Consider the following 24439-nt stretch of genomic DNA (forward strand, 5'->3'; position numbering starts at 1 on the left):
TCCTAATTAATTTTTCTCAATTGGTTCCCGAATGATGGGTTGTGACATGCAACGAGCTCCACCCCGGCCACGCGACAGTTCGGACGAATAGATCTCATGAACGGTAATGCCGTGCTTGCGCATCAAATCGATGGTAACGGTATTGCGATCGTAAGTGACAACCTCGCCAGGAGCAATTGCCAGATTATTAGAACCATCGTTCCACTGTTCACGCGGTGCAGCAACCGGATCCCCATTACCAGTCTCCATTAGGTCAATCTCAGAAAGTCCTAAGACTTCTTTGAGAGTATCTGGCAAACTAGTGCGGTGCTCCAAGTTGATGGTGTTGTCTTTTCCGGGATGTAAGATGTTAATATTCATCTTACCACCGTTCATGATGCCAGGATATACCGTAAATTGATCATAGTTGACCATGGTAAAGACCGTATCAAGGTGCATCATGGCGTGATTGTGCGGAATCTGAACTGCCACGATCGTGTCAAAATGAGAATTAGGATCCTCAAACAATTTATGGGCCAATTTTTCAATGGACCGGGTCGAAGTTCTTTGTGAACACCCAATCGCCACCACGTGATCGTTTAAGACTAGCTCATCACCGCCCTCAATCCGGGCGTCATTGTAACGGTCGAGCCAGACGTTAATCTTCCCAGCGAACCGGGGATGGTATTTCATCACGTACTCGGTAATCAGCGATTCCGGCCTTCTGGCTTCAAAGGTCATGTGGTTAATGGTTAGACCAGATCCCATCGAAGCCTGTGGGTCCCTTGTAAAGTAGGCGTTGGGAAGTGGATCCAGTAGAAATGGATCAAAAGCGTTGGTTCCAGCAACGTCGTGCAGACTAGGATGAGTAAAGTGAATTTTCTCTCGCCTGAGGCCCGCATAAATGGTGCTCACGAGGTCATGAATTGAGAGGGTTTCAAAGTATTGCTTGATGTCTTCAGCAGAACTTCCCTGGTAGTAGTGCTCATTTAAATAAGTTGATTCGAAATCATCTCTCACATCATCTTTTTGCAAGATATCTTCCAACAAATCTTCAATGTATACGACTTCCACTCCATGGTTTCGTAACAGGTTTGTGAAATAATCATGCTCTTTATCAGCGATCTTTTGAAATGGGATGTCATCAAACAACATCTGCTTCATGGTGTCTGGAATGACATTTTCAATCTCTTTGCCCGGTCTGTGCATCAAAACAGATTTAAGGCGCCCAATTTCTGAGTTCACTTCAATTGCAGATTTCATAATAATCCTCCTCATAAGATTGTTACTTGTGCATATGGTTAAACGTTTTAACCACCTTCATAGTACGGGTTGTGGCAATTTTGCACAAGCATTTTTATTGGAAGAAAATTTGTTCCGTAGCGTAAACTCAATAATGATAACTGTTTCACAAATATTGGTAAATTGTTAAGAGATTGATAATTTGTAAAGTGCGATGAAGCTTGATATACTAGGAAAATTATACATTTTGAGTAATTTTATAGTCACCTTTTAATAGTTACGTAAGTAACAATTATTTCATTTAAAAAGGAGCTCGAACGTAACACATTTTTGCTCCTGAGTAATTAACCTTGTTGTATGTGTGAGACTAGTGATAACAGTGTATCAGGTAAGACTCAGACCTTTTAAATAGTGATAAATTGGATGTTTTGATGGCGAAAAAAATAAGCTTGAAAAGCTAAATTTCACAAACTTATTTTAGATGCCATAATAAAACGACGCCCTTAATTAAAGCCAATCCCAAAATCAGCTTACTGGCTTCCTTAATAATCTGTTTCTTACTGTTGACGTGAACCGAAATAGTCAAGTGTTGAGAATTAAAAAGCGTTTTGTATTTATTTTTCGATTTCATACTGATCCCTCCCTGTTACATATAATATTCTACAGTATCGAAATGATTTTTCAACCATTCAGGATAATTAAAAATGGTCTAGTTTTTTATTTAACGCAATGGTATAATTAATTTTGGTAATGAAAATGATTCATTGATCCCCATTACCACTTTAAAAACATACCTGTGCACCAAATCAGTTGAGTAAATTTCCATGTCTACTTGGGATTTGGTGTTTTTAGTAAATACATAAGAAAGGAATGGTTAGGAAGTTGACAATCTTTAAGGAGCTCCTTGAGCTGTGTATCCTAGTGTTACTGATGGTTTTGACTCTTTTTCATCCCAATCCATGGGTTGGCATTAGTTTAAACGTCATTTTGATCATGATCCTGTGGTTGTTTCCTGAGGGAAGTAACAAAATCAACAAATTCTTCAAGTACATAATCACGGCCGTCTTTTTGATTTCAATCATCTTGATAGTCGCTCAGATGATGTTTTAATAGAAAAGAAAAACGTCTCGTTTCTAACAATTTAGTAGAAACGAGACGTTTTTTTACGTATTTAATTTTAGTAGTATCAGACTACTTATTTAAAAGCTTGGTATAAGAAGCAATGTCAGCTACCGCATCCTTCAACTGCTTAGAATAGTAGTCTTCTGAAGGAGCGTTACTTACAAAGTTACCATCTTTTTCAAAGTTATCATCGATGTGACCAATCATGGTCATGTGTGGCAACATAACCATCCCTAACATGGCAAGCGTAGGTAAGAGTGCTAAAGCAGAAGCCTGACCAGCCATGGCGTTACTAGAGTAAGAGATAATCCGAGCGGGCTTGTCAGCCGTTTCAAATCCGATGTAGTCTAACGCATTCTTGAATGCCCCGGACAGACCATTGTCGTAAACGGGTTCGATGAACAAGTAACCGTCCCCTGCTTTAACGTTATCAATCCACTTCTTAGGTGCCCCTGTTAGCTTACGATCCGGGTTCCCCATTGGTGGAAGTGGTTCGTTGAAGGTGGGCAGGTCAAAGTCTCTGATCGCCATGAAGTTTAATTTGACTCCGTTGTCAGATTCCAGTTCTTTGGCATTCTTTTTTAAATAGTTAAAAATCCCGGCACCACTCGAATTAGAACGAGCACTACCTAAAATGACATCAATTGTTTTCATTCCATATCTCTCCTTTACTCACAAAAAGTAAGTTATCTTATATAAGTATCTTATTTAATTTTCAAAGTAAAAGCAAGCAAAATGCTCGTTTCAATAACTACAGTTGAGGTGGCATAATTCTTTATAAATTCATCAACTTCCATTACAATCAAATCTTACTATACTATAATGAACTGAGAAGTAGATGAGGGGGAAGTAACATGAAGAATTGGCTTGATAAAATTCTCAAATCAGTCCATGGCGATTCTGACAAAAAGTCATCGGATCATGCCGAGAATAAGACGAATGAGAATAACGAAACTAAAGACACAAAAAATAACGACAGTCAAAATAACCAAGGTACTAACGAACAACAAGATCCAAACCGCATCAAGAACGATAAATTACTTGGAACAAGCAACGCAATCGATAAGTAATTTCCAGTCAATATAATTGTGATTGATCCAATTGCATACTATAGTTTAGTTAGTAAATTTGATGGAGGAGGTAATCAAATGGCAAAGAAAATGGAAGTACAAGTTTGGTCAGATATCGCCTGCCCATTCTGTTACATCGGTCGTGCTCACTTTAAGCAAGCACTCGCTGATTTCGATCATAAAGATGACGTTGAAGTTCATTACAACAGTTTCGAACTTGATCCTACCGCTTCTGGTGAACCAGAAACCATGGCTGACCACATGAGCAAGGAAAAGGGAATGTCCAAGGAAAAGGTTGACGAATTCCTATCAACCATTACCGAATTAGCAAAAGAAGCTGGCCTGAAGATGGATACCAGCAAGATCAAAGTGGTCAATACTTTAAAGGCTCACCGTTTGCTTCATTTCGCTGAAACCAAGGGCAAAGAATCAGAACTAATGGACAAGTTGTTTGAAGCTTACTTCGCCGACGGCTTGAACGTTGACGATAACGCCGTCTTAACTGACTTAGCCATGAGTGTTGGTTTAAACCAAGACGAAGTTAAATCCGTCTTAGACAGTGACAAATTCAAGAATGACGTAAGAGCTGACGAAGCCGCCGCTCAACAAGTTGGAATCAACGGTGTTCCGTTCTACGTTTTCAACAAGAAGTACGCCGTTTCTGGTGCTCAACCAGTTAAGGTCTTCAAGTCCGCACTAGACAAAGCCTGGGATAGTTTTAAACCAATCGAAATGGTTGGTGGCGATGACGACCAGTCAAAGGGTGCTAACTGCGAAGGCGGAAGCTGCAGCGTAGATCCTAACGCTAATAATCAAAAATAATTAACCAAAAAAATTTCCCGATGGATTAATTTCCACCGGGATTTTTTATTGAATTAAATTTAGATGACGGCCCCAGAATTCCACAAATGGTCCTGAACACAACGAAATGATGATTGTCATAATCCCAATGGGACCCGAAGCGAGAAAGGCCAGAAACATGAACAACACGTCTTGGATCACTCGGACCGACCAGTACGGCATGTGAAACTTCTTGGAGAAAATCGGGGCAATCGCGTCGTACGACGACACCCCAAACTTGGCCGACATGTAGACGGCGATTCCCACCGTGAAGATCAGAAATCCTAGCACGGCAAAAAGTAATTTTAGCCAAAAACTGGTAAAAACCAAGTACGCCCCAAACCAAAGGGTAAAATACTGAACGCCATATCCGACCATCATGTTAATGAGCGTGCCAAACCCGATTTGATGATAATCCATGAATAACACGATGACTAACAAAATCAGATAATCACCCAGTTGGATATTGCCCAGTCCAATCGGTAAGTGATGCGACAATCCAACGCTCAGCGCGGTAAAGGCATCCATCCCCAAATTTTCCTTGCGCATGAGTGTCATCCCCACCGCGATAATGGCGGTTCCAACCGCTGTGATTAAGACCTGAACTAAAAAGCGCATGACGTGATGCGTATCTAAATATTTCATTTCTAACACCCTCTCGGCGTTTCTACGAGACCAAAATAATTCCTATGAATAATAATTTATTTTGCTGTATAATTAAAAATAGAGCGCTTAGGTTTCGCGAACCTTTACAACGTTTTAGCAAGCCTGTGGTTATATCCAAACTTCTCCAACCTAATTAAAGGAGTTGGTGGACATGAAATCACCTAGGAAAGGTTACTGGAAATTGTCCTATATAATAGGACTTTGGGTGTTATCACGAATCGTGATTAACCTTGCGAGAGCATATGCGATAATAAAAAAAGCTAATCATGACTGATTAGCTTCACCACAGTAACCGCACCTAACTTGCGAACATGGAAGAGATGATACAAGCATCTCTTCCTTTTTTAATTACATATTTATTATATGCTTAAATTCTAATAAAAGTCAATTTGCTTTATTTGTGGTATGGACTCCCACTGTTAATCATGAAGGCCCGGTAAATTTGTTCGGTCAACACCAACCGCATGAGTTGATGTGGCAACGTGAAGCGTCCAAACGACAGTTCAAAATTAGCACGTTTTAAAACCTTGGGCGCAAGTCCCAACGAGCCGCCAATCACAAAGGTAATGTCGGAGTGCCCGTAAGTGGTCAGATCCTGGATCTTTTTCGCAAACTGCTCGGAAGTGAGTTCTTCTCCCTGTATTGCTAAAGCAATCACATACTCCCGATCCTTGATTTTAGCCAAGATCCGAGTTCCCTCTTTATCCATAACATCGTCCATCTCCGCTTGACTAAGCGTTTCAGGAGCCTTTTCGTCTGGAACCTGAACAATTTTAAACTTGCAAAATCTAGAAAGTCGTTTTGCGTACTCATTAATTCCGTCTTTGAAGTATTTTTCCTTCAATTTTCCAACTACCACCAATTTAATGTTCATAAGTCGACTCCTTTAAACAGATTGTCCACAAAGTTATCCACAAGCTATTTCACAAAATGTGCACATTTAGATAAAATTTAATACCTGTTAATAACCAGCGTTTGTCAACAACATTTTTATTTATCCACAGAAATAAACAATACATACGTTCGTTAACGCAAGTTTTGTTGTTGTCATATCAACGTTTGTGGCGTTCTTTTTTTCATAAAATTTTGTTACATAAACTTATGCACACTGCTTGTGGATAACTCGGTAATACTTTTCCACTGTGAATAAAAGCCTTAATTACAGTCTTTGTGTTTTCACAATGAGTTTATCCCCAAAGTTATGCACAGTCTTTTACCCCTTGACATTTCAAAATCAGCATTTTCTGATTATTCGATTTTAGAATCGTCTTTTCGTTCGGAGTTTACCAGGAAACGTATCGGTCCCGAAAGAAACGCTTTTGTGCATTAAATAACAGCTATTTTCCCTTCACCAGCGTTTTAATTATCTCATTAACCCCATTAATTGTCAGTTTACCATCTTGAACCAAAAAAATGTTCGTCGCATCTACGACGAACATTTTTTAATTCTATTGTTGTTTAGCTTGTTGATCTAACGTGATCTGAGCGGTCTTCATTTGGCCGTTTCGATAATAGGTAACTGAGATCTTATCGCCAACGTTATGGTCGTACAAGATATCACGCAACTTCCCCTGGTTGGTAATGGCTTTTCCAGCCAACTTGGTAATCACGTCATTCTTCTTGAGACCCGCTTTAGAAGCCGGTGAGCCACCGTTAACGTCCATGACAACAACTCCTTCATTAACGTTTCCAGGAAGCTTTAGAATCGACTTCTGCTGCTTAACTGAGATGTTGGCCAGGTCTACGTACTTAATCCCTAGTTCCGGCCGAATGACCTTTCCATCCTTAATCAGCTGGTTGATGATCCGAACGACTTCGTTACTTGGGATCGCAAAGCCCATCCCTTCGACGCTCGTTCCAGAACTATCCTTCGACAGCTTCATGGAGTTAATTCCAACAACCTGTCCAGCAATGTTTAATAGTGGTCCACCAGAATTACCGGGGTTGATGGCTGCGTCGGTCTGAATGACCGTCGCATCACCGGCACTGGCATTCTGCTGCCCATTTTCGGTACTTGCCTGAGGAACTTCCCGTTTCTTGGCGGAAATGATTCCCTCAGTCAGAGACGATGCGTATTCGGAACCAAGTGGGGAACCGATCGCAAGGGCCGTTTGACCCACTTTAATGTCGTCAGAATTTCCGAAGTTGGCAACTCGATTAACACCATTACCGTTAATCTTTAAGACGGCCAGGTCGGTCACAGCATCATGACCAACCAGCTTGGCTTCCTTCTTCTGCCCGTTACTCAAGACTACTTCAAGACTTGATGAACCAGAAACCACGTGATTATTGGTCACAATGTAAGCAGAACCGTTATCCTTCTTGTAGACCACTCCAGAACCTTCACTAATCTGTTGCTGGTCCTTTTGCGATGGATTATTGTTACTGCCGTTCCCGTCACTGCCGCCGAACATCCCACCAAACATTCCTGATAGTGGATCGGAGTCGTTGGACTTGGTCTTCTCGGTATTAATAACCGAAACCACCGTGTCTTTATTGTCCTTAAAGACTTTTTCAGCCTGATTAGAGGCATTGACCTTCACATTCTCAACTTTTGCGGTTCCACCACGATTGGAACCAGCAGGGACAGCTTGCGTGCCAAGAGACATTCCGCCGTTATACCACGTAATTCCTCCATAGGCAATTCCGCCACCCAATAAACCAGCTACTAAGGCCACAATGGCAACCGTTAGTAGTGGATGTGTTCTCTTCATATTTACACCCCATTTAACATTATTCTAGCAAATAATTTTTAAGAAAGGGTCAATAATTCTCAAAGAGTTATTAAATTAGATGGTTTTTCCACGTCCGTATCAAACAAATTAAAGTCGTGTCCCACGCCAAAGTCCTCATTTTCAAGCATCGAGGCCACGGTAAGGTGCGCCAACGACTTCATGTTGTTGTGGTGACTACGATGGCCAATGAAGATGTTCTTGGTGTCGCGTCCAATGATGTCAATCATCGCATCCGCACCGGCTTCATTTGATAAATGACCCTCATCACTCATGATACGTTGCTTTGTCGGCCACGAATAGTCGCCGTTTCGCAACATTTCCACGTCATGATTACACTCCAAGACGTAGGCGTTCGCGTCCTTGATGACACCCTCGATATGGTCCGAAACATAGCCCGTATCCGTTAAAACGACGAAACTCTTGTCGCCATCATGAAAGTTGTAAAACTGAGCATCGGCCGCATCGTGAGAAACACTGAAGCTCTCAACGTCTAAGTCACCAAAGGTCTTGATGGTATCGGGATCAAAAATAAACTTCTGTTCTTCTGGAAATTTACCAATCTTACGGCTCATAGCGTTCCAGGTCTTTTCGTTGGCGTAGACCTCCATGTTGTACTTGCGTGCCAGGATTCCAACGGACTTCGCGTGGTCGGTGTGCTCGTGTGTCACAAACAACTTGTCTACGTCGTTTAAACTCCGTCCAATGGAATTCATCAGGTGTTCAATTTTCTTTCCAGATAATCCCGCATCAAGTAACACCTTGTGCTGATTGGTTTCAATGTACGTGACGTTGCCGCCGCTTCCGCTCGACAAGACACTAATTTTCATTGGATCATCGTTCAACTTTCCATCCAGCTTTCTAATTGTCTTCCATACCACTTGTAATTTTGTTCTTAAAGTTTCCCTGCACGTTCTCGGTCTTCAGAACTGAACCGGTAAAGGCGTTAATTCTGCGGATCGAAACGTCCTTCGAGTTACGTGTCTGAATCGCAATGACCCAGGTGGGAATGTAAACCCCGTTGTTCTTAATGGTCAGTAATTTAGTGTACGACCGTCTGGTCCAGAGAACCTTGGAATTATTCGGAATTTCATTGTACTGGTAGAGCCAGATCAATGCCCGCTCCTGGGAGATGGTTTCCGCACTCTCGTGTAAAATCTTAATGTTAGTGAGCGCCGTCTGGGTGTAACTCTTAATATCGCCATCCTCATCAAGGTTAAAGGTGATCTTAGCGTTATTATCCATCAACGTACTGGTCATGGCCTTCTGAATGTACACGATTTTACTAGAGTTGGACTGGTTTGGATCGTACTCGTAGTCGTCACCATTAATCACGAAGCTCTTTTTCTTCATGAGCGGATCAATCGTGTTTTGGGGGTTACGATCATCAAACTGAACGGGAGTCCGAAGGGTACTAACCACCGCACCATTTTCAAACCGAGCGTCCTGATTTCTCAAGTTTCCCATCTCGTTCGCTAGGTTACCGTCGTTGGTCGCTGAAATGTAGTAACCACTAGAGCGCTTATTGGATAGTTTGCCAACGGAAATCTCATCACGGCGCATTTCCTTGATGATGGTAGCGTTCGCACTGCTCTGATTCGTGTTTTCCGACTGCATGTTCCGATTCTGAACGATCATCAAGACCAAGAAAACGTCCAAAATGATGAAAGCCAGCAAGAAGACCTCTTGAATTCGCTTAAAATTCATTAGAAACTCTCCTTTCCAGTCCCATTACCGATTAACTGGTAATTAATCCAGGACCCGTCGTAGTTCACAAACCACGATGGCTGAAGGGTGATTAATTGTTTATTGTTTTTCTCAGGAACCACCTGATATCCCAGAGTGATTGAACGCACTTTCTTCATGTCAATTCCCTCAGCGGATAACTGATTCAGCACCGTTCCCGTGCTTGGAAGGGTGGTACTCTCCGCGTTGGTTGGAATTGGAATCTGAAAACTTAGGAGGGAAAACTCGTAGCGAGTTGCTCCGCCGTTTCCCATCGTAAACGAACAGGTTCCAAGTCGTTTCTGGTTAAAGACCGGATAACCTTCCACGAAGGTTCGATAAGTCACCGTATTCTTCACCGGATTATAGCTGTCAAATCGGGCATTATCCAACGGAATCCCCAACTTGTTAGCATATCCATAAGCGGAATTAAGGACGTTTGCGTAGCTTCTCTCACGCTTGTTCTGTTTGTAGTCCTGATAGATCACGTTATCATCATTATCAAAATTAAGGGACTGGTCCCGACTACTATAGGTCGTACTCTTCTTTCGATGCTTAACACTGGTGTCCGTCGTGTTGCCCAGCACCCGGTTAATGTAGGCGGTCTGTGATTGTTCAGCCAGTAAGTAACCGTAGTTTCGCATCTTGACCCGGTTAGGGTAGAAGAGAAACGGACGGTCGTTTAAGGTCCGCATCTGAACGTTAACGGACTGAATCTTTTTATTCAGGATGTTCTGAAGTTGATTTAAATTTCGTTTTTTGGTGGTTACCTCATAAACGTGGTAACCATTATCACCCAAAAGATAGAAGTGGGTGTTGTCACCGAGGGGCAGGATCATTCGGTTTACGTTGAAATTATTACTTCCAACCTTACTATCAAAGATCTTACTCAACAATTTCACTGGAATTTCGCTTCCATAGTTCAACATCAGTGAGTTATCAGAATTAAGGGTATTAATAAAGTGTTTCTGGTTATCCCGAGAAACTTCCTTTACCGATTCAACGTGGTAAGTTTCAATGTTTTTGACCAATTCCCCCGTCAAACTGGTAGTTTCACTCGTGAGTAATCCCTGCTTGCCACTCTTGGTGGTTCTGATGATCTCAGTTGGAGAATAGATGTCGTAGCGATTTTTAGAAGAGACCTCACTTTTAAGCGTGGCCGACTTATCCTGGTGCATGCGGCTGCCAAATCGAGCTGGATTAACCAGTAGCGCCACGATCAGAACCAAACTGACCAGCACAGCAATACACAGTGAAACTGGTAAAATGTATGGTTTAAGCTTCTCCTTCATCCCAAAGATCCTCCTCGACTGGTTCATTTGGTAGTGAGATATAGAACGTCGATCCTTTTCCTTCGACACTATCAACCCAGATGTGTCCGCCAAAGGCTTCCACGATTTCTTTCGAAATTGCTAGTCCAAGGCCACTTCCACCTTGGGCTCTTGATCGGGCTTTATCAACCCGATAGAAACGATCAAAAATGTGCTTAATGGCCTTCTTCGGCATTCCAAGTCCCTGATCGGAAATACTCATGATGATCCGGTTCTTTTGTTCGTAGATTCGACACGTAATCACACCACCATCGGGTGAATACTTGATGGCATTGTTCATGATGTTATCAATTACCTGGGTAAACCGATCGGTATCAATCTCGGCCCACAGGTCTTGTTTAGTGAAATCACGCTTGATGGAATACTTCTTTTTCGGATTATCGTCAGTTTTAATGATCATGTCAAAACGATCCAGAATGTAGTTAAAGAGTTTGTTCATATTGACTAATTCGGTATCGTATTTCTGAGTGCCCGAATCCATTCGTGATAACGTCAGTAGATCGTTAATCATTCGGGTCATCCGGTCGGTCTCATCTTGTGTTACCTTCAAAAACTTGGGTGCTAGGTCCTTGTCCTTCCAGGCTCCATCTTGTAAAGCCTCGATGTAGGAATGGACACTGGTTAATGGGGTTCTTAATTCGTGAGAAACGTTCGATACAAATTGTTTCCGGTCGTCATCAATCTTCTGTTGCAGGGTAATGTCATGAAAGACACAAACGAGTCCATTAATGAAGCCCGATTCCCGCTGAATCAGTGAGAAATGAGCCAACAGAATCAACTTGTGATCACGATCAGAAAAGTCCAAGTTCACCTGACCGGGGTCCTCAATGAGATCCTTTAGGGTAAACCGATCACGGAGATGCAGGACATCCAGAATGGACTTCCCGATGACCTGCTGCTTAGTAACCCCTAAGAAGCTGAGCGCCTCATCATTAATAATGATAACGTTCCCGCGGCGATCGGTCGCAACAACTCCGTCGGTCATGTTATCGAGGACGGAATCCAGTCGCCTTCGCTCGGACTCCGTGGACTCCTGAGACTCCTCAACTCGCACTGACAAGTTATTAACGGCACGCGCCAGTTGCCCCAGTTCATCGTTTCCGTAAACCTTGACGTGTCCCGAGTAGTTCCCCCGGGCAATCTGTTCCGTCTGCTTCTTCATCGCGTCAATCGGCTTTGTGATCGCACGCGAAATAATGAACGTCAAAAGCAGCCCTAAGATGATGGCAACAATTGCCGCAAACAGGTAAATCAGGGTAATACTGTTAATGTTTTGATAAACCGGATTCAGATTAGCACGAACGTAGACGACCCCTTCCATGTTATTTTCGTTTCCCTGACTGTTAATCAGAGGCGTAATCATGGTGTAGTACCGGTTCCCGTCACTATAGGTGTTCTTTTCAATCGTTTTGCCGTTATTTAAAGCATTCTTGATGTCATTATCAGTCGTCTTTTGTCCAACTAAGGACTGATCACTGCTCTGGTTGGTTCCCCGAATGTTACCCCTGGAATCAACCACCAAAATGTCATCAGAATTGTTAGTGTCAACGTCTTCCAAGATGGTCTGAATCTGCTTGTTAGCGTCGGTTTGGTTCTTTTTAGCTAACTGTTTCTTAAGGGACGTGTTGACATAGGGCTTCAACTGAATGGAGTCCTTAAACGTATTCAAATTTTGATACTCGAGTTGACGTACAAAAACGGCACCCACTACTTCCAGGGTGATAATCATCATTAACGCGAAAACCAGCGCAATCTTAAAGTGAATCGACCGCAGAAAGTGCCAACGTCTTTTCTTCTTCATCGCATGAATACCTCTAATAAATTAATCGAATTTGTTATTCTTCCTTTTCGGAATCGCGTAGGTAGTAGCCCACTCCACGTCTGGTTACCAACCACTTTGGATGACTTGAATCGTCTTCGATTTTTTCCCGTAAACGACGGACGGTAACGTCGACCGTTCGCACGTCACCAAAGTAATCGTAGCCCCAAACCGTCTGAAGCAGATGCTCTCTGGTCATTACCTGACCAATGTGTTGGGCCAAATAGTGCAACAATTCAAATTCACGGTGGGTCAAATCAACGCCCTTCCCGCGTTTGGTAACGGAATAAGAATCGGGATGAATGACCAGGTCACCGATTTCGATGTCGTGGTTATCATCCTTTCCCTCACCAGCTGAACCGGTGATGTTTTGCCGACGCAAATTGGCCTTTACCCGGGCCACTAATTCTCGGTTTGAAAATGGCTTGGTGACGTAATCATCCGCCCCAAGTTCTAGTCCCAAGACCTTATCAAGCTCGGAGTCTTTGGCAGTTACCATGATAATCGGCATGTTATGTGTCTTTCGAACTTCCTTGGCAACTTCCAGTCCGTCAACCTTGGGAAGCATTAAATCAAGGATAATGAGGTCAGGTGTGTTACTATCGACTTTGTCGAGGGCTTCTTGTCCATCGTGAGCTACATCAACGTCAAATCCTTCTTTGGTTAAACTAAATTTTTCAATATCTGTAATTGGCTTTTCGTCATCGACAACTAGAATTTTTTTCTTCATAATGTTATTTGTCTCCTTTGGACTAGCGGTAGTCCCTATTACAATCGAGTTTAGAATCAAGTCTTATTTTATGCTCAATCCTAGTTAAATTGTAACACATCAAATTACTAGCTTCACGTTATTCAACAACTGTTATTAATTAACAACGGCTCAACGGAAGACCCTTCTAACACCACTTGTTTTGTAATTTTTTATAAAATAGCGTTGCATGGGTTTTGGCGGTATGCTATTATAATAAATGTACTTTTGATTTGGGCAGTTAGCTCAGCTGGCAGAGCAACGGACTCTTAATCCGTGGGTCCAGGGTTCGAACCCCTGACTGCCCATCATATATCAGGATCATGGTTTTAAACCATGATCCTTTTTTTATTACCTCATTTCACACAAAAAGGAAGACCTCCATCGTTGTTACTTACGGTAGATCTTCCCTTTTTTATTTTTTAATAGCTAAAATCTCGGTTAAAATTGCCAGACCAGCACACAAAGCGGTCATCGCAATGGCGATCCAGATTAACTTTTGATCTCCAATAAACGGGATCAAAATTAAAAACATGGCCGCCAAGAAAGCAAAAATTCCGACTAGTACTTGTTGTTTTTTCGTGTTGGACACCTTCTAACTCGTTTGCTTCATGTAATTATCCGAATTGTTTCACGTGGAACAATTCCAATTTGACTCGGTGAAATTCATTAGTGTTTTAAACCTCTGAAAATAATTAGTCCCGAATATCATGGAGAATCCACACTGCTCCTGCTGCCAAACCCATGGTGACGGCCGCAATCACAAAGATGTTCGCGATGGAACCAATTACCATCACAATCACCGGACTGGCCAGTGAGGCCACAATCTGCGGAATACAAATCTGGACGTTAAATAGTCCCATGTAAACCCCAATGTATTTTCCAGGAATCTCACGGGTCACAAACGTCAACGGATAGACCGAAATTCCGGCCCAACCAACACCGATCAGGATAAACGCGATCACCTGTGAGAAAGTGGTGTGACTCAGCGCTGACATCAAGAAACCCGCTCCCCCGATGACTAAACTAATCGAGAAGAACAGTTTGTATTTTCGTTGCGGAATTCGTGCCAGTACCAGAGAAACAACCACGGCGGCTAGCGCATAGACCGCTGATAGAATTCCAAATAAATTACCACCAGCCTGGTAGCCACTGCTCATTGGGTCAGTGGTGTTAAAGACGTTTTTAGCAATGATACTGGTTCCGTACATCCACATGTAGGCAAAACCAATGTAGGCAAAGAGTTGGATAATGGATACGATCCAGAAAACTCGGGGCGCATCCTTTAAAAGCATCCACGTGCTTTTCTTAGCTCGTTTCCCGTTCTGTTCCAAACCATGATAATCGTTGAACTGCTTTGGTGGATACTCGTCAACCTTTAAGACGGTGACGATGGTACAGAAGATCAGGACAACGACGGCAACGTAGAACGAGAAGATTACTGAGTTAGGAACCATCCCTTTGCTGGCAGTGTTACTAACCCCAATCTCGGTAAAGAGCCATGGTGATAAACACGCTAGCACGCTACCGATGTTCAAGAAGAAACTCTGAATCGAATACGCAAACCCACTCTGCCGTTGGTTAACCATGTCACCAATCAGCATTTTATAGGGCTGCACACACATGTTAAAGGCAACCATCAAGACCAACGTGATGACAGCGGCTAACGAAATTGTAACCACGCTTGGCCACCCGAAATCACCGACATTTGGTAGTAGGAATAACGTGATGGCGGCCGCAATGGTCCCAACAATTAGATAGGGAATTCTTCTTCCCCACTTCGGAACCCAGGTCCGATCAGACCATCCACCGACCAAGGGTTGGACGAACAACCCGGCAATCGGGGGAATGATAAACAGAAGTCCTAAGAGACTCGGTGACGTTCCAAGGGTCTGAAAAATTCTTCCAAGTTGCGAATTCATCAACCCAAATGACATTTGGACTCCAAGAATTCCAAAGGATAGAAACCAGATTGCCGCAATGGATAGTTTTGGCAACCCTTGTGTCTTTTCGTTGTTGTTCATTGAAAATCCTCTCAATCTTTCTTATTTTAGTTTTAATAAAAAAAGCCACTTACCCTGTAAGTGGCTTTTTATTGTACACCATCATTCGAAGCATAGGAAATAGATGAGAATTTATTATACGATTTTACAAAGAGCAGTTTAACGGTTCCCCTCGGACCCGAACGATTCTTTTCGATAATAACTTCAACCTCGCCGACGTTATCATCGTCATCGGCTCCTTGAGAACGGGGATCAGAATCTTCATCGTCTGAGTCATGCTCATAGTAGTCTTCCCGGTATAAGAAGGCAACGATGTCAGCATCCTGTTCGATTGATCCTGATTCACGAATATCTGACAACACCGGACGCTTGTCCTGACGCTGTTCCACTCCACGTGAGAGTTGTGATAACGCAATCACTGGCACCTGAAGTTCATTCGCTAATTTTTTAAGTTGACGGGAAATTTCAGAAACTTCCTGTTGCCGATTTTCTTTGTTACTCCCTTCAATTAACTGAAGGTAATCGACGACGATCAATCCCAAATTGCCGGTTTGTTTAGCTAACCGCCGGCAGTTGGCACGAATGCCAGCCATCTTATTGCCGGGAGTATCGTCAATGTAGATGTGAGCCCTTGAAAGACTGCCCATCGCAATTACTAAATTCTGCCATTCCTCTTCGGTCAATTGACCGGTTCTCAGGTGGTTGGCATCAATACTACCTTCCGCACATAACATTCGGTTCACTAACGACTCCGCGCTCATTTCCAAACTGAAAATGGCAACCGTCTTGTCAGTCTTCGTTCCCACGTTCTGCGCGATGTTCAACGCAAACGCGGTTTTACCAACGGCTGGTCGCGCCGCCAGAATCATCAATTCACCGGGATGAAGGCCGGTAGTCATCTTGTCAAGCTCATGATAGCCCGTCGCAAGACCGGTAATGTCATCCCCACCATTTTGAGAAAGTTGGTCAATTTTAGTAAAGGATTCGTTTAAAACATCCTTAATGTTCTTAAATCCAGATTGATTCCGATCCTCCGAGACGTTCATGATGTCCCGTTCGGCGTTATCCAACAGATCTTCCACGTCTTCGGACTGTTCGTATCCCTGGGTCGCAATGTTAGTAGCGGTCTGGATCAATCGTCTTAAAACGGCCTTATTTTTCACAATCTTAGCGTAGTACACCAAGTTAGCGGCCGTTGGTACAGCGTTCGTTAGGTCAATGATGTACGGAACCCCACCGACATCTTCTAGTTGGTCACGCTGTTTTAAAAGGTCGGTAACGGTCACGGCATCAATTCCCTGATCATCCTCGTTTAAATCTAACATCGCCTTAAAAATTAGTTGGTGAGCCCGCTTGTAGAAATCATCAGGATTCAAGTATTCCATGGCGTCGACTAGTCCGTCGGTACTTAGGAAGATGGACCCCAAAACGGCTTTTTCGGCCTCAATGTTCTGCGGTGGTGTGTGATCATTTAAAGTATCGTTGTTCATTCTCGACTCTTTTCTAACTGTAACTTACGATCATTTATTTTTCGCTAACGTGAACCCGAATTTGAGCGGAAACCTGGGGATGAACCTTAACGGGAACATCGGTATAACCCATGGACTTGATTGGTTCACTCATTTCGATCTTCCGTTTATCAAGTTTGATGTTGTACTGATCCAACAGACCTTGAGCAATCTGCTTGCTGGTAATTGAACCAAACAATCGTCCGTCTGATCCTGCCTTCGCCTTTAGTTCAACGACGGTCTTGTCATCTTCAAGCTCCTTTTTCAGACGTTTGGAATCTTCAAGTTCCTCTTCTTGATGTTCAGCTTCAACGTGTTGTTGGGCCTTTAACTCGCTGATCGCCTGTTTGGTGGCTGCTTTAGCGAGTCCCTTCTTAATCAAAAAGTTGTTAGCGTAGCCAGATGGCATTTCCTTTACGTCACCACGGTTACCCTTACCTTTAACATCTTGCAAAAAGATTACTTTCATTTTGATTCACTCCTTGTTTACTAATAATTTAACAGATTTAAGTTCATTCTGCTATTTGTCTGCTTTCTCATCATCGCTGTTAACGATCTTGTTAATGGCACCCAACAGGGTCTTTTTAACCTCAGAAACACTTTCATCAGGAATCTGAGTGGCACCAGCGGACAGATGACCACCACCACCAAGTGCTTCCATAATCAGCTGAACATTAATGTTACCATTACTTCTGGCTGAAATGCCAATGTTTCCGTTTGTTCGTTTAAAGACAATAAATGAAGCCTCAACTCCATCAATTGTCAGGAGGGAATCGACGGCCTGAGCGGCAATTACAGAGTCGTATTCTTTGTCATTTTCGGCGGTAATGAGTGCCATGTTTTCGTCAATCTGTTCCATCATGGAAATGAGGTGGTTTCGATCCATATAGTTCGTCACACTCTCTTTCATGAAGTCAGACATTTCGTCGGCATTAGCACCCGCTGACCGGAGATAACTGGCGGCATCAAACGTACGCGTTCCCGTGCGAATGGTAAAGGACTGGGTATCAACCACGATGCCACTCAACATCGCCGTTGCCTCCAGTTGATTAATGGGATCCGCATCCTGAGACTGATACTCAAACATTTCGGTAATCAGCTCACAAGCGGAGGAAGCGTACGGTTCAATGTAGACCAAGATTGGGTTTTCGGGAAAGTCCTCTCCCCGACGATGATGGTCGATAATGACCACGCGATTCTTGAGACGCTTGTAAAGATCCCCGGATACTCCCATGTCAGGCTTCGAGTGGTCGACCATGATCAGCAAGCTGCTGTCAGTGGCCTTCTTGAGCGCCTTATCGGGGGTAATGATTGATTCCTTAATGTCAGGATAATCATCAATCGCATTCAACAACCGTTTGATGTCGGAATGCGGTTCCTCTTCGTCCATCACAATCCAACACTGCTTACCGTTCATCTGGGCAATTCGTCTGATTCCCATGGCAGCTCCCATGGCATCCATGTCAGGCTGAGCGTGTCCCTGCACGAAAATTTGGTCGGATTCCTTCATTAACTCTTGTAAAGCGTGGGAGATCATCCGAGCTCGAACCCGGGTTCGTTTCTCCATCGGGTTCGTCTTGCCACCATAGTATCGGGCTTCCTTGTCCTTGGCTTTAACAACGACCTGATCACCACCACGACCAAGGGCCAAATCAAGGTTACTCTGGGCCTGGTCAGCGAGATTATTCAGGTTATTGTCATCGTATGAAATTCCCATACTAAGCGTCAACGGGAGGTTTTGTTTGGAAGTGTTTTCCCGAATGACGTCCAGTATCTTGAACTTATCGGATTCAATCTGATTCAGAGTGGAGACGTACAACAGGATAAAGTAGTGATCGGCATCAATTCGTTTTAAGAAGATCCCATACTCCTGCGCCCACGAACTTAGCTCATTGGTGATGTAATTTCTCAAGTTAGAAACGTCTTGGTCACTCATTGACTGGGTAATTTCATCAAAGTTATCCAGAAAGATCTGGCCAACCGCAATTTTACCATTCTCATACTTACTTTCGATTTCCGCATAATGGGTAATATCCATCATGTAGACGGTGTTATATTCCTTTTGGACCAACATGTCGAACTTGTGTCCCCGCCAGGTCATCTCAAACGGTTTCGTCTGATCTAGGTTGGCCTGAATTATGTCAAAGAGGTCGGGAGCGGAATGATCAAGTGGATAACCAACTACTTCCGAACTGTCAAAGTACGGTTGCAGGTACGGATTAATCCATTCCACCACGTGTTCATCGTTAAAGATCAGGATCCCAATCGGCATCTCCAGAAGAGATTCCTGCTGACCCCGCATAATCTGGTAGGACAGGTCATTAATGTATTTGTCGGATTCTTCACCAACTCGGTTCATCGTGTTGATGGTATAGACCAGTCCTAAACAGGCCACCAGCAATAGAACAATTCCAATGAAGAAGTTGTACAGAAAGGCAATTACTAATCCCAAAATCAATGAAATCGCAATAAAAATCGTAATTTTTCTTAATCGTGTATTTTTTAAAAATGGCGGTAACGTCATTTGTGAAAAGAACTTTTTCATAGTAACTCCCATCTCCCACTCCATTATTTCTTCTATTTTATCACATTGGAGCTCATCCCATAAAAAGGGTAAAAAAAAGACCTAACTAAAATAGTTAAGTCTCAAATTCTGAATTAGTCACCAACTACGAATGGCATTAAACCCATGATACGGGCACGCTTGATCGCAATGGTTAACTTACGTTGGTTCTTAGCACTTGTTCCGGTCACACGACGAGGTAAAATCTTACCACGCTCTGAGACGAAACGTCTTAATAAATCAACGTCTTTGTAATCAATGTATTCAATATGGTTTGCGGCGATAAAGTCAACCTTACGGCGACGATGGCCACCTCTTCTTTGTTGAGCCATGTGTATTTCCCTCCTAAAACATTAATCAAATCGTTCCATTAAAATGGAAGATCATCATCGGAAATATCAATCTGGTCTCCAGAGTTGGCAAAGGGATCGTTCGAATTGTCATTCTTTTTGCCATTGTTAGGAGTGGATTGCCCACTCGTCTTTGGAGTTCCAAATGGATTTTCGCTAGGAGCGTGATTGCCATTGCTGCTTTGACCCTGACCATTACCACCGTTCTGTGAACGTGGTTCAAGGAGGGTAAAGTTCTCAACAACTACTTCGGTAACATAAACTCGTTGGCCCTGCTTGTTCTCGTAATTTCGGGTCTGAATCCGACCTTCGATTCCAACAAGTGAACCCTTATGCACGAAGTTGGCAAAGTTTTCAGCTGATTTTCGCCAAATAACACAGTTGACGAAGTCAGCTTCCCGATCACCATTCGAATTGGTGAAACGACGGTCAACAGCTAGGGTAAAAGTACCAACTGCCGCGCCATTTTGGGTGTATCGCAAATCAACGTCTCGTGTTAAGCGTCCAGTAAGAACTACTGTATTAATCATACTGAAAAACTCCTTTCATCTTAAATTATTTGTCGTCTCTTCTTACGATCATATGACGTAAGATGTCTTTGTTAAACTTGGCAAGACGGTCAAACTCGTTTAGACCTTGGTCGTTGTCGCCTTCTTCAACGTTGACAATGTGGTAAGTACCTTCATTGTAACCGCCGATTTCGTAGGCTAAACGACGTTTTTGCCAGTCTTTTGAATCGATTACGTTTGCACCATTATCAGTCAAGATCTTGTCGAATCGGTTAACCAAGTCAGTCTTGGCAGCATCGTCGATATCAGGTCTGATGATATAAGTAATTTCGTATTTGTTGTTTTCCATGAATTACACCTCCTTGTGGACTGTCGGCTCTCCAGTGATTTGGGGAGCAAGGGGAGTCAATTAAAAACCTAATTGAACTCACAATGATTAATTGTATCATTGATTGTTCTCTACTTCAATAAGACATTTGAGGCGTTGATTTGCGATACATAATTAGATACGCAGGTCACTGCGAATTATTTTTAATCACCATTATAAATTGAATTTTTAACGACCACGTAGTCAACCTTCCGGATGGCGTCGATATCTTTTCCACCAGCGTATGAGATTGATGACTGCAGGTCCTCTTGCATCTCACGCAGAGTGTCATAGATGCTGCCCTTGAAAGGAACTAACAACTTCTTTCCCTCCACGTTTTTGTAGGCACCCTTTTGAAATTGGGATGCAGAACCAAAGTATTCTTTGTATTCCTTCCCATCTTTTTCTACTTTTTGACCCGGAGACTCTTGATGGCCCGCAAACATCGATCCGATCATGCACATTGTAGCACCAAAGCGAATCGATTTCGCGATGTCACCATCGGTCCGAATCCCTCCGTCAGCGATGATGGGTTTTCTGGCTCCTTTCGCACAATAGCGAATGGCAGCTAGTTGCCATCCCCCGGTTCCAAAACCGGTCTTAATCTTAGTGATGCAGGCCTTTCCGGGTCCAATTCCGACCTTGGTGGCGTCCGCACCCGCATTTTCAAGTGCCCGAACGGCTTCTGGGGTTCCAACGTTTCCAGCAATCAGAAAAGTGTTGGGCATCCGTTCCTTAACGAACTTAATCATGTTGATGACCGAGTCCGAGTAACCGTGGGCAATGTCAATCGTGATGTATTCTGGAATTTGGTCGGCTTGGACCAGTTCCTTAATGAAATCGTATTCGTTGGGCTTAACCCCGATACTGATGGAGGCAAATACCCCATCGTCATGCATTTTTTTCACAAAATCAAGGCGTTTTTCTGGTTGAAAACGGTGCATGACGTAGAAGTAACCATTTTTAGCGAGACTCTCGGCTAGGTCAGCGTTAATCACCGTTTGCATGTTAGCTGGTACGACCGGGATCTTGAACTTACGGCCCCCAAACTCAACCGAAGTGTCACATTCGCTTCGAGAGTTAACCACACACTTATTCGGAATCAGTTGAATATCTTCGTAATCAAACACGTCCATTTTCATAAATCTCCTTGCTCATTTTACGAACTATTAAGTCATTTTGACTTTAATTGTTTCAAACACAACCAATATCATAGCCGAAATAACCCGTTTAATCAACATTAAAATGCCAGTTTACGAATATTAGTAATAATTTTAGTTAAAAAAATAGCACTACGCCAAAGGTAGTGTTACTTTTGTGTTTTATTCTTCGGATTGATCAGAAGCTGAAGTTGGTTCTTCAACCTTTGATTCTTGTTCTTGGTCCTTAGCAACGACCGCCATGGTAGCCACCTTAGCGTCATCATCAACTCGGATTAAGTGAACTCCAAGAGTGGCACGACCAGTCTCAGAAACGTTATTAACCGCGAATCGAATCATGACACCCATGTTAGTAATCAACATGATGTCTTCATCGCCAGTAACGGTACTCAAGCCAACCAGTGGACCATTTTTCTTGGTCACATTGGACGTCTTGATTCCTTTACCACCACGACCCTTAATTGGGTAATCGGCAGCTTTCGTTCGTTTACCATATCCATTTTCAGAAATGACGAACACGTCACTGTCTGGTGTCAGGATGGCGGCTCCAACCACGTAGTCTTCAGGACGTAAGCGAACTCCGCGGACTCCAGAAGCCGAGCGACCCATGGAACGAACGTCATCAGCTTTGAAACTGACGGCGTAACCCAGATGGGTTCCGATGATCATGTTGTCACCGTTATCAACGATGGAAACTCCGATCACTTCATCACCATCATGTAAATGGATGGCTTTTAAACCGTTCTTTCTGATGTTTAAGAAATCAGAAACGGGTGTCCGTTTAACCGTTCCTTGCTTCGTGGTGAAGAACAGGTACTTATCCTGATCGTTATGTTTCGATGAGATGCTGATCACCGTCTGAATCTTCTCGTTTTGACCGAGGTTCAATAGGTTAACGATTGGAATTCCCTTCGCAGCCCGGCCGTACTCTGGAACTTCATAAGCTTTCATGCTGTAAACCTTACCAGCGTTAGTAAAGAACAAGAGTCGATCGTGGGTCGCCGTTGATAGCAGATGCTCAATAAAGTCATCCTTATTAACACCCATGCCTTGAACTCCACGTCCACCACGATTTTGCGCCTTGAACTCGTCCGTTGGGAGACGTTTGATATAACCGTTGTGGGTCAACGTGATGACCACGTTTTCCTCTTCGATTAAATCTTCGTCTTCGATGCTGGTAATTTCACCAACTAATAATTCGGTCCGACGTTTGTCACCGAACTTCTTCTGAATTTCAAGGAGTTCGTTATAGATGATCTCGTTAATTCGGTCCCGACTATTTAAAATGTCCTTGTAATCTTTAATGTTAGCAAGTAATTTATTGTGTTCATCGGTAATCTTGCCACGTTCCAGTCCGGTCAAACGAACTAGCCGCATGTCTAGGATCGCCTGGGCCTGCTTGTCATCTAGTTCAAAATTATTGATCAGTTCGTTTTTGGCAATGTCACCAGTCGAAGAACTTCGGATAATCTTGATGACCGCATCGATATTATCGAGAGCCACCAGCAATCCTTCCAGAATGTGAGCTCGGGCTTGGGCCTTGCGCAAATCAAACTTAGTTCTTCTGGTAATTACCTCAACCTGGTATTCCAGGTAGTACTGCAGGATTTCCTTTAAGCTCAAGACCTTCGGAGCACCATCAACGATGGCCAGCATGTTGAAACTAAATGAGGTCTGCATCAACGTCAACTTGTACAGGTTGTTCAAGATTACTTCCGCAGAAGCATCCCGTTTTACGTCAATGACAACCCGCATTCCGTCCTTATCGGACTCATCGTTAATCGCGGTAATGCCCTCAATTCGTTTGTCTCGCACTAAATCAGCAATTCGTTCGATCAACTTGGCTTTGTTGACCATGTAAGGAAGTTCGGTCGCAATAATACGTTGCTTCCCGTTCTTTTGTTCCTCAATGTCAACCTTGGCACGAACAATGATACTTCCACGGCCGGTTTCGTAGGCTCTTCTGATTCCAGATTTACCCATGACAACTCCACCAGTTGGAAAGTCTGGTCCGGGAAGTGCTTCCATCAAATCATTGGTGGTAGCGTCTGGATTTCGCATCAAAATATGAATGGCGCTGATCACTTCACTTAGGTTGTGAGGTGGGATGTTAGTGGCCATTCCAACCGCAATTCCGGAAGCCCCGTTTAAAAGCAGGTTGGGAATTCGAGCTGGGAGAACCACTGGTTCACGTTCGGTTCCATCATAATTGGGTTGAAAATCAACGGTGTCCTTGTTGATGTCCCGCAACATTTCCATTGAAATCTTGGAAAGACGAACCTCGGTGTAACGCATGGCAGCGGCACCATCACCGTCAACTGACCCGAAGTTTCCGTGTCCGTCAACTAACATGTAACGGTAACTGAACTCCTGGGCCATTCGTACCATGGCTTCGTAGACGGAACTGTCACCGTGGGGATGAAACTTACCTAAAACATCCCCCACAATTCTGGCAGACTTCTTGTAAGGCTTGTCTGGGGTAACACCTAGTTCGTGCATATCGTACAGAATCCGACGATGGACCGGCTTTAAACCGTCCCGAACGTCAGGAAGCGCACGTGACACGATCACACTCATTGCATAATCCAAGAACGATGATCTCATCTTCTTCGATAATTCAACGTTTTGAACTCGACTTGGTTTATTATTTTCTTCATTTGCCAAGAGATTTTGCCTCCATTCCTTGTTAAATCAGTCAATTAACC

24 protein-coding genes and 1 tRNA gene are annotated in these 24439 nt (G+C 43.3%); 4 read left to right on the forward strand and 21 right to left on the reverse strand.

The genetic code is table 11. The features are described from left to right. Window positions 1-6: 6 nt before the first annotated feature. On the reverse strand, window positions 7-1242 hold the full coding sequence (locus LfDm3_RS01715; protein WP_039143535.1) for an arginine deiminase: 1236 nt from the start codon (window positions 1240-1242) through the stop codon (window positions 7-9). 451 nt (window positions 1243-1693) lie between these two features. Next, a complete protein-coding gene (locus LfDm3_RS06815) occupies window positions 1694-1852 on the reverse strand; it encodes a hypothetical protein (RefSeq protein WP_156112332.1) in 159 nt (52 codons plus the stop codon). A gap of 299 nt (window positions 1853-2151) precedes the next feature. Here LfDm3_RS06815 and LfDm3_RS01720 point away from each other — a divergent pair, with 299 nt between their 5' ends. Beyond that, on the forward strand, window positions 2152-2331 hold the full coding sequence (locus LfDm3_RS01720) for a hypothetical protein (RefSeq protein WP_029327145.1): 180 nt from the start codon (window positions 2152-2154) through the stop codon (window positions 2329-2331). Between the two features lie 81 nt (window positions 2332-2412). Here the strand turns inward: LfDm3_RS01720 and LfDm3_RS01725 are convergent, their stop codons facing one another. Then, a complete protein-coding gene (locus LfDm3_RS01725; protein WP_039143539.1) occupies window positions 2413-2997 on the reverse strand; it encodes an NADPH-dependent FMN reductase in 585 nt (194 codons plus the stop codon). A gap of 200 nt (window positions 2998-3197) precedes the next feature. Here LfDm3_RS01725 and LfDm3_RS01730 point away from each other — a divergent pair, with 200 nt between their 5' ends. Further along, the gene (locus tag LfDm3_RS01730; protein WP_039143542.1) at window positions 3198-3413 is read left to right on the forward strand and encodes a hypothetical protein; all 216 of its coding nucleotides are present in this window, start codon (window positions 3198-3200) and stop codon (window positions 3411-3413) included. A gap of 78 nt (window positions 3414-3491) precedes the next feature. Further along, the gene (locus LfDm3_RS01735; protein ID WP_052236564.1) at window positions 3492-4235 is read left to right on the forward strand and encodes a DsbA family oxidoreductase; all 744 of its coding nucleotides are present in this window, start codon (window positions 3492-3494) and stop codon (window positions 4233-4235) included. 45 nt (window positions 4236-4280) lie between these two features. Here the strand turns inward: LfDm3_RS01735 and LfDm3_RS01740 are convergent, their stop codons facing one another. The 8 genes from LfDm3_RS01740 to yycF form a co-directional block, all read right to left on the reverse strand. Continuing rightward, entirely contained in the window at window positions 4281-4898 is a 618-nt protein-coding gene (locus LfDm3_RS01740; protein ID WP_052236565.1) for a YczE/YyaS/YitT family protein, read from the reverse strand. 415 nt (window positions 4899-5313) lie between these two features. Beyond that, window positions 5314-5793 (reverse strand): 23S rRNA (pseudouridine(1915)-N(3))-methyltransferase RlmH, encoded by a 480-nt coding sequence (rlmH, locus tag LfDm3_RS01745; RefSeq protein WP_039143545.1) that lies wholly within the window; start codon window positions 5791-5793, stop codon window positions 5314-5316. Between the two features lie 574 nt (window positions 5794-6367). Then, entirely contained in the window at window positions 6368-7633 is a 1266-nt protein-coding gene (locus LfDm3_RS01750) for a S1C family serine protease (protein ID WP_039143547.1), read from the reverse strand. Between the two features lie 59 nt (window positions 7634-7692). Next, window positions 7693-8481: an MBL fold metallo-hydrolase gene (locus LfDm3_RS01755; protein WP_050780920.1), complete on the reverse strand. Its 789-nt coding sequence runs from the start codon at window positions 8479-8481 to the stop codon at window positions 7693-7695. A gap of 31 nt (window positions 8482-8512) precedes the next feature. Next, a complete protein-coding gene (locus LfDm3_RS01760; protein ID WP_039143549.1) occupies window positions 8513-9358 on the reverse strand; it encodes a two-component system regulatory protein YycI in 846 nt (281 codons plus the stop codon). Further along, window positions 9358-10668: a YycH family regulatory protein gene (locus LfDm3_RS01765; protein WP_039143553.1), complete on the reverse strand. Its 1311-nt coding sequence runs from the start codon at window positions 10666-10668 to the stop codon at window positions 9358-9360. Before LfDm3_RS01765 ends, LfDm3_RS01760 begins: the two co-directional genes overlap by 1 nt. After that, on the reverse strand, window positions 10652-12508 hold the full coding sequence (gene walK / locus LfDm3_RS01770) for a cell wall metabolism sensor histidine kinase WalK (protein ID WP_039143556.1): 1857 nt from the start codon (window positions 12506-12508) through the stop codon (window positions 10652-10654). Before walK ends, LfDm3_RS01765 begins: the two co-directional genes overlap by 17 nt. A 34-nt stretch (window positions 12509-12542) precedes the next feature. Further along, a complete protein-coding gene (gene yycF / locus LfDm3_RS01775; protein WP_039143559.1) occupies window positions 12543-13256 on the reverse strand; it encodes a response regulator YycF in 714 nt (237 codons plus the stop codon). 253 nt (window positions 13257-13509) lie between these two features. Here yycF and LfDm3_RS01780 point away from each other — a divergent pair. After that, window positions 13510-13582: transfer RNA gene (locus LfDm3_RS01780), tRNA-Lys, on the forward strand. Between the two features lie 107 nt (window positions 13583-13689). Here the strand turns inward: LfDm3_RS01780 and LfDm3_RS06820 are convergent. The 10 genes from LfDm3_RS06820 to gyrA form a co-directional block, all read right to left on the reverse strand. After that, window positions 13690-13866: a hypothetical protein gene (locus LfDm3_RS06820; protein ID WP_156112334.1), complete on the reverse strand. Its 177-nt coding sequence runs from the start codon at window positions 13864-13866 to the stop codon at window positions 13690-13692. 103 nt (window positions 13867-13969) lie between these two features. Further along, window positions 13970-15298 (reverse strand): MFS transporter, encoded by a 1329-nt coding sequence (locus LfDm3_RS01785; protein ID WP_039143562.1) that lies wholly within the window; start codon window positions 15296-15298, stop codon window positions 13970-13972. Between the two features lie 68 nt (window positions 15299-15366). Further along, the gene (dnaB, locus tag LfDm3_RS01790; protein WP_039143564.1) at window positions 15367-16767 is read right to left on the reverse strand and encodes a replicative DNA helicase; all 1401 of its coding nucleotides are present in this window, start codon (window positions 16765-16767) and stop codon (window positions 15367-15369) included. A gap of 34 nt (window positions 16768-16801) precedes the next feature. Beyond that, a complete protein-coding gene (rplI, locus tag LfDm3_RS01795; protein ID WP_039143567.1) occupies window positions 16802-17254 on the reverse strand; it encodes a 50S ribosomal protein L9 in 453 nt (150 codons plus the stop codon). A gap of 51 nt (window positions 17255-17305) precedes the next feature. Further along, window positions 17306-19330 carry a DHH family phosphoesterase gene (locus LfDm3_RS01800; protein ID WP_156112335.1) on the reverse strand — a complete coding sequence of 675 codons (2025 nt, stop codon included), beginning with the start codon at window positions 19328-19330 and terminating at the stop codon, window positions 17306-17308. A 113-nt stretch (window positions 19331-19443) separates the two neighbouring features. Then, window positions 19444-19680 carry a 30S ribosomal protein S18 gene (gene rpsR / locus LfDm3_RS01805; protein ID WP_010022194.1) on the reverse strand — a complete coding sequence of 79 codons (237 nt, stop codon included), beginning with the start codon at window positions 19678-19680 and terminating at the stop codon, window positions 19444-19446. A 38-nt stretch (window positions 19681-19718) separates the two neighbouring features. Next, the gene (gene ssb / locus LfDm3_RS01810; protein ID WP_010022193.1) at window positions 19719-20228 is read right to left on the reverse strand and encodes a single-stranded DNA-binding protein; all 510 of its coding nucleotides are present in this window, start codon (window positions 20226-20228) and stop codon (window positions 19719-19721) included. Window positions 20229-20253: 25 nt separating this feature from the next. Next, window positions 20254-20556: a 30S ribosomal protein S6 gene (gene rpsF / locus LfDm3_RS01815; RefSeq protein ID WP_010022191.1), complete on the reverse strand. Its 303-nt coding sequence runs from the start codon at window positions 20554-20556 to the stop codon at window positions 20254-20256. A 182-nt stretch (window positions 20557-20738) separates the two neighbouring features. Beyond that, on the reverse strand, window positions 20739-21710 hold the full coding sequence (locus LfDm3_RS01820; RefSeq protein WP_039143571.1) for a GMP reductase: 972 nt from the start codon (window positions 21708-21710) through the stop codon (window positions 20739-20741). 186 nt (window positions 21711-21896) lie between these two features. Further along, window positions 21897-24338: a DNA gyrase subunit A gene (gene gyrA, locus LfDm3_RS01825; RefSeq protein ID WP_375378660.1), complete on the reverse strand. Its 2442-nt coding sequence runs from the start codon at window positions 24336-24338 to the stop codon at window positions 21897-21899. Between the last annotated feature and the right edge of the window lie 101 nt (window positions 24339-24439).

Source organism: Fructilactobacillus fructivorans (assembly GCF_000814735.1).
GTDB lineage: Bacteria > Bacillota > Bacilli > Lactobacillales > Lactobacillaceae > Fructilactobacillus > Fructilactobacillus fructivorans.